Origin of the sequence: Kitasatospora sp. NPDC127035, assembly GCF_042726075.1 — a bacterium.
Classification (GTDB): Bacteria; Actinomycetota; Actinomycetes; order Streptomycetales; family Streptomycetaceae; genus Kitasatospora.
In genome coordinates this window covers 1-6,140 of record NZ_JBHXDN010000054.1, presented here as the reverse complement: position 1 = coordinate 6,140, position 6,140 = coordinate 1, and the positions used below count along the sequence as shown (strand labels likewise).

At 70.3% G+C, this 6,140-nt stretch carries 5 protein-coding genes; 4 read left to right on the top strand and 1 reads right to left on the bottom strand.

What is annotated here, in order from left to right; genetic code table 11:
* Window positions 1–157 precede the first annotated feature (157 nt).
* From ACFWIC_RS29425 to ACFWIC_RS29410, 4 genes are read left to right on the top strand one after another with little or no spacing between them, the layout of a single operon-like run.
* The gene (locus tag ACFWIC_RS29425) at window positions 158–1,102 is read left to right on the top strand and encodes an ABC transporter permease (RefSeq protein WP_329874625.1); all 945 of its coding nucleotides are present in this window, start codon (window positions 158–160) and stop codon (window positions 1,100–1,102) included.
* The gene (locus ACFWIC_RS29420) at window positions 1,095–2,123 is read left to right on the top strand and encodes an ABC transporter permease (protein ID WP_329874623.1); all 1,029 of its coding nucleotides are present in this window, start codon (window positions 1,095–1,097) and stop codon (window positions 2,121–2,123) included. Before ACFWIC_RS29425 ends, ACFWIC_RS29420 begins: the two co-directional genes overlap by 8 nt.
* A gap of 15 nt (window positions 2,124–2,138) precedes the next feature.
* The gene (locus tag ACFWIC_RS29415; protein ID WP_329874621.1) at window positions 2,139–3,233 is read left to right on the top strand and encodes an ABC transporter ATP-binding protein; all 1,095 of its coding nucleotides are present in this window, start codon (window positions 2,139–2,141) and stop codon (window positions 3,231–3,233) included.
* On the top strand, window positions 3,226–4,245 hold the full coding sequence (locus tag ACFWIC_RS29410) for an ABC transporter ATP-binding protein (protein ID WP_380520420.1): 1,020 nt from the start codon (window positions 3,226–3,228) through the stop codon (window positions 4,243–4,245). Before ACFWIC_RS29415 ends, ACFWIC_RS29410 begins: the two co-directional genes overlap by 8 nt.
* Before the next feature lie 85 nt (window positions 4,246–4,330).
* Here the strand turns inward: ACFWIC_RS29410 and ACFWIC_RS29405 are convergent, their stop codons facing one another.
* The gene (locus ACFWIC_RS29405; protein WP_380520419.1) at window positions 4,331–6,046 is read right to left on the bottom strand and encodes an ABC transporter family substrate-binding protein; all 1,716 of its coding nucleotides are present in this window, start codon (window positions 6,044–6,046) and stop codon (window positions 4,331–4,333) included.
* Between the last annotated feature and the right edge of the window lie 94 nt (window positions 6,047–6,140).

Sequence of the window (6,140 nt, the reverse complement as noted above, 5' to 3'; positions counted from 1 at the left end):
CCTCAAATAACTTCACGCCCACCCCCCTGGGGAAGTTGGACCGGCCAAACTGCGACGGGGCGAGCCCCCCCCCGGGTCCCCGGTCCGCCAGGGCGGGGGGCGCGGTAAACCCCCGCGCCCCCCGGCTCAGGCGTGCCCCCGACCATGAGGAGACCGCATGGGCCGCTATGTGGTCCGCCGGATCATCCAGGCCATACCTGTGATCCTCGGCGCGACGTTCCTTATCTACGCACTGGTCTTCCTGCTGCCTGGGGATCCCATCACGGCACTGGCCGGTGAGAAGCGACAGGACCCCGCCGTCGTGGCGGTCCTGCGGGACCGGTACAACCTCGACGACCCGTTCTTCATCCAGTACTGGAACTACCTGGTCGGCCTCTTCCAGGGCGACTTCGGTGAGGACTACCGCGGCAACCAGGTCGTGGACGTGATGAAGACGGCCTTTCCCTACACCATCAACCTGGCGCTCACCGCGATCGTGATCGAGATGGTCGTGGGCATCACCGCCGGTGTGGTCGCGGCCCTCCGGCGCGGCCGGTTCATCGACAACGTGGTGCTGATCTCCACCCTGATGGTCATCTCGATCCCGGTCTTCGTGATCGGCTTCGTGCTCCAGCTGCTCCTCGGGGTGAAGCTCAACACCGATCTGGGCATCGACTTCTTCCCGGTCTCCTTCAACGAGGAGGCGGGCTTCCGGTCCTACCTGCTGCCCGCCTACGTGCTCGCCTCGACCTCGCTGGCGTACGTCGCCCGGCTCACCCGCACCAGCCTGATCGAGGTCATGCGGGCCGACTACGTCCGCACGGCGGTGGCCAAGGGCCTCAGCCCGCTGCGGGTGGTGATCCGGCACGGACTGCGCAACGCGCTGATCCCGATCGTCACCTTCCTCGGCATGGACCTCGGCGGGCTGATGGGCGGCGCGGTGATCACCGAGGGCATCTTCAACATCCCCGGCGTCGGACACCAGCTCTTCCAGTCCGTCTACCTGCGGGAACGGACCATCGTCGTGGGCATCGTGAGCGCCCTGGTGATGGTCTACCTGTTCGCCAACCTGGTGGTCGACCTGCTGTACGCCGTCCTGGACCCGAGGATCCGCTATGAGTGAGCCGACGAAGCGCGAGGACGCGACGGTGGCGATTCCCGGGCAGCCCGCTGCCGGGACCGCCGCGAGCGGGCCGGCGGCCGAGGCCGCTCCGCTCGCCGGGGCGTCGCTCGACAAGAAGGACCCGGCCGGCAAGGGCCCCGCCGGGAAGGGCAAGGACGGCACGGAGCGCGTCGCCAGCCTCTGGACCGACGCCTGGTACGACCTGCGCCGCAACCCGCTGTTCCTGATCGGCGGGTTCCTGGTGCTGTTCATGGTGGTGCTGGCGATCGTCCCCGGGCTGTTCACCGACGGCGATCCGCGCGCGGGCGGCTTCTGCAACCTGGCCGACTCGCTGCAGCGGCCCAGCGCCGACCACTGGTTCGGCTTCGACGTCCAGGGCTGCGACATCTACACCCGGACGGTCTGGGGCGCCCGCAACTCGATCATCGTCGGGCTGGTGACCACCACGCTGGTGGTCGCCGTCGGCGGCACGCTGGGCCTCTGGGCCGGCTGGATCGGCGGCTTCGCGGACAGCGTGCTCTCCCGGGTCACCGAGATCTTCTTCGCCATCCCGCTGCTGCTCGGCGGGATGCTGATCATGTCGACCTGGGGCGAGGGCAACGCCTGGACGGTCTCCGCGGTGATGGCCGTCCTCGGCTGGCCGCAGATCTACCGGCTGATGCGCTCGGCGGTCCTCGCCAACAAGCACAACGACTACGTGGTGGCGGCCCGGGCCCTCGGTGCCGGCACCGGGCGGATCGTCAGCCGGCACATCCTGCCGAACGCCGTCGCGCCGGTGATCGTGGTCTCGACCATCAACCTGGGCGTCTACATCGGGGCCGAGGCCGCGCTCTCCTACCTCGGCATCGGCATCCAGTCCCCGGCGATCTCCTGGGGCCTGATGATCAGCGACGCCCAGGCCCGCTTCCTGAACGCCCCGCACGTGCTGCTCTTCCCGGCCGCCGTGCTGAGCATCACGGTGCTCGCGTTCATCATGCTCGGCGACGCGGTGCGCGACGCCCTCGACCCGAAGCTGCGCTGAGGAGGGCCGCGGACCATGACTGATCTGACCAAGCCGACGACGAAGGACGGCGCGGCGCGCCGGGACGCGGTGGAGGTGCTCGGCGGCGGCCGGGAGAACCTGGTGCCCGGCACCCCGCTGCTGGAGGTCGACGACCTGCACATCGAGTTCCACACCCGGGACGGCGTCGCCAAGGCCGTCAACGGCGTGAGCTACTCGGTGTCGGCGGGGGAGACCCTGGCGGTGCTCGGCGAGTCCGGTTCGGGCAAGTCGGTGACCGCCCAGGCGATCATGGGCATCCTCGACATGCCACCGGGGAAGATCACCTCCGGCTCGATCCGGTTCCGCGGCGAGGACCTGCTCACCATGAGCCCCAGGGCCCGCCGGGCGGTGCGCGGCCGGAAGATCGCGATGATCTTCCAGGACGCGCTCTCCTCGCTCAACCCGGTCCTGAGCGTCGGCTACCAGCTCGGCGAGATGTTCCGGGTGCACCAGGGGGCCTCGCGCAAGGAGGCCAAGGAGCGGGCGATCGAGCTGATGGAGCGGGTGCGCATCCCCGCCGCCCGGGAACGGGTCGGCGACTACCCGCACCAGTTCTCGGGCGGCATGCGCCAGCGCATCATGATCGCCATGGCCATGGCGCTGGAGCCGGACCTGATCATCGCGGACGAGCCCACCACGGCGCTGGACGTCACCGTCCAGGCGCAGGTGATGGACCTGCTCGCGGAGCTCCAGGCCGAGTTCAACATGGGTCTGATCCTGATCACCCACGACCTCGGCGTGGTCGCCGACGTCGCGGACAAGATCGCCGTGATGTACGCGGGCCGGATCGTCGAGACGGCGCCGGTGCACGAGCTGTACGCGCGCCCGGCCCACCCGTACACCAGGGGCCTCCTCAACTCGATCCCGCGCCTGGACCAGAAGGGCCAGAACCTCTACGCCATCCAGGGCCTGCCGCCGAGCCTGCTGCGGATCCCGGACGGCTGCGCCTTCAACCCGCGTTGCGACCGGGCGCAGGACGTCTGCCGCACCGAAACCCCGCGGCTGGTCCCGGTGCTGGACGCCGAGGGGGCCGACCTGCCGGGCCGCCGGAGCGCCTGCCACTTCTGGAAGGAGACCCTCCGTGGCTGAGCCCATCCTGGAGGTCAAGGACCTGGTCAAGCACTACCCGCTGACCCAGGGCATCGTCCTCAAGAAGCAGGTCGGCGCCGTCCGGGCCGTGGACGGCATCTCCTTCCAGCTGCTCAGGGGCGAGACCCTCGGCATCGTCGGCGAGTCCGGCTGCGGGAAGTCGACGCTGGCCAAGGTGCTGATGAACCTGGAGCGGGCCACCTCCGGCCAGGTGCTGTTCAAGGGCGAGGACATCACCCGGCTCTCCGGATCCGCGCTGAAGGCGGTGCGGCGGAACATCCAGATGGTGTTCCAGGACCCGTACACCTCGCTGAACCCGCGCATGACGGTCGGCGACATCATCGGTGAGCCCTACGAGATCCACCCGGAGGTGGCCCCGAAGGGCGACCGCCGCAAGGCCGTCCAGGACCTGCTGGACGTGGTGGGCCTGAACCCGGAGTACATCAACCGGTACCCGCACCAGTTCTCCGGCGGCCAGCGCCAGCGCATCGGCATCGCCCGGGGGCTGGCGCTCAAGCCGGAGCTCATCATCTGCGACGAGCCGGTCTCCGCGCTGGACGTCTCGGTGCAGGCGCAGGTGATCAACCTGCTGGAGCAGCTCCAGAGCGAGTTCGAGCTCTCGTACATGTTCATCGCGCACGACCTCTCGATCGTCCGGCACATCTCCGACCGCGTCGGCGTGATGTACCTCGGCAAGATGGTCGAGATCGGGACGGAGGAGCAGATCTACTCCCACCCGACGCACCCGTACACCCAGGCGCTGCTCTCCGCCGTCCCGGTGCCCGATCCGACCGGGCGCGAGTCCCGCGAGCGGATCCTGCTCAGCGGGGACATCCCCTCACCGGCCAACCCGCCGTCGGGCTGCCGGTTCCGCACCCGCTGCTGGAAGGCGGAGGAGCGCTGCTCCACCGAGATCCCGCTGCTGGCGGTGCCGTCGACCCTGGAGGGGCCGGCCGCGCACGAGTCGGCCTGCCACTTCGCGGAGGTGCGGGACGTGATCGGCGCGGGCTGAGCACGGCCGCCGAAGGGCCCCGGAGTCGCGCGGACTCCGGGGCCCCGTGCGTGCGGGACGCGCCACCGGAGGGCGCGCCCGGGCGTCACTTCTGGAAGCCGACGTTCTCCCAGACGATGTCCGAGAGGCCCTGGGCGCCGATGTTGGCCAGGTCGACGCGGGCGCCGTACAGCTGCGGGCGCTGGTAGAGGGGCAGCACGCCGGCCACCTTCCACAGCTCCGCGTCGGCCTGGTTGATCGCCTCGAAGGCGACGGCCGCGTCGCCCGCCGCGGCGGCCCGGTCGAGCGCGCCGTCGACCGCCTGGCTGCCGGCCTGGGAGTGGTTGGTGCCGCCGTTCTGGACGAAGTTGGCCCGGTTGCCGCTGGCCGGGAACGGCGTGCCGAGCAGCGAGTAGGCGGCGATGTCGAAGTCCCGCCGGTTGACGTACTTGTCGAAGAACTCGTTGGCGTTGGCGGTGACGGTGGTGACCTTGACCCCGACGTCCTTGAGCATCCGGGTGGTGACCGCGGCCTCGTTCTGGGCCTGGGTGACGCCGGCCGGGATGACCATCCGCAGGTTGAGCTCCTTGCCCTCCTTCCTGCGGACGTCGCCGTCCAGCTTCCACCCGGCGGCGTCGAGCTTGCGGACCGCCTCGGCCGGGTCGTACCGGCTGAGGCCGAGCGAGTTGTCCCGGTAGGCGTTCTGGTTGGCCACCAGCAGGTGGTTGTTGAGGACGACGGTGGGCCAGTCGAGGCCGGCGAGGTCGGTCCGGGCGATGGTGTCCCGGTTGATCGCCTGGAACAGGGCCTGGCGGACCGACGGGTCGGCGAGGGCGGGACTCCTGCTGTTCAGCGTGAACTGGCGGAAGTCGGGCCCGCCGGCGCGCCGGACGGCGGCGCCCCGGATGCCCCGGATCAGCTGGTAGCCGGCCACGTCCGGGCCGTTGCTGAAGAAGTCGATCTCGCCCTTGGCGAAGGCGGCGGCCATGGTGTTGGGGAGCATGGCGTGGAAGACGATCCGGTCCAGCAGCGGCTTCTCGCCCCACCAGGCGGGGTCGGCGACCACGGTGACGGTCTGGGCCGCCCGGTCCAGCTTCTCTACCTTGAACGGGCCCGCGGTGACCGGGATCGCGTCCAGGTAGGCGGTGTTGAACAGGTCGGGCGTGCCGGTCCGGCTGGCCGGGAGGAGCGGTGCGTTGGCGGCGCCGTTGAACATCGACTGCCACTCGGAGAACGGCCGCTCGAAGGTCATCACGGCCTGGTACTCGTCCTTGCCCCGCTCGACGGCGGAGACCAGCTCGAATCCGGTGCTGCTGGCGGACTTGTAGGCCTGGTCCCGGCCGTTCAGCGCCCGCCAGTTGGCCTCGATGTCGCGCCAGGTGATCGGCGTGCCGTCGGACCAGCGGGCCTTGGGGTTGAGCGTCCAGACGACGACCTGGCGGCCGTCCCGCTGCTCGGCGTGCGCGTCCTGGAGGTAGGCCGGGTTGGGGGTCTGGGTGCCGGCCGCGTCGGACCGGAAGAAGGTCGGCAGCAGGGGCTTGGTGACCGTGATGGTGGAGGACTCGCTGCCGTCGGTCTGGATCGGCGACCACTGGGTGGAGTACTGGGCCACCGCGACGTGCAGGGTGCCGCCCTGGCGGAGTTCGGCGCGTTCGTGCGGGTTGATGTCGACGGCGGTGAGCTTGGGGGTCTCGACCGAGCTCGGTACGGCCAGGGCGCCGCCGGAGCCGGAGCCGGAGCTGCACGAACAGAGCGTCAGCGAGAGCGAGACGGCGGTGAGGCCGGCGAGCAGGGCCGTGCGGTGGGGCAGGGGGCGGCCCATGGTGGTTCTCCCGGGGCGGATGCGGCGGACGGTACGGCGTCACATCTTGCTGACCCGGGAGCGGAGTTGTCGAGGGGCCGGACCGGATCCGGTC

Excerpts from the sequence above, each read along its gene's own strand:
- ACFWIC_RS29425 (WP_329874625.1), top strand. The coding sequence starts at position 158 with ATGGGCCGCTATGTGGTCCGCCGGATCATCCAGGCCATACCTGTGATC.
- ACFWIC_RS29420 (WP_329874623.1), top strand. The coding sequence starts at position 1,095 with ATGAGTGAGCCGACGAAGCGCGAGGACGCGACGGTGGCGATTCCCGGG.
- ACFWIC_RS29415 (WP_329874621.1), top strand. The coding sequence starts at position 2,139 with ATGACTGATCTGACCAAGCCGACGACGAAGGACGGCGCGGCGCGCCGG.
- ACFWIC_RS29405 (WP_380520419.1), bottom strand. The coding sequence starts at position 6,046 with ATGGGCCGCCCCCTGCCCCACCGCACGGCCCTGCTCGCCGGCCTCACC.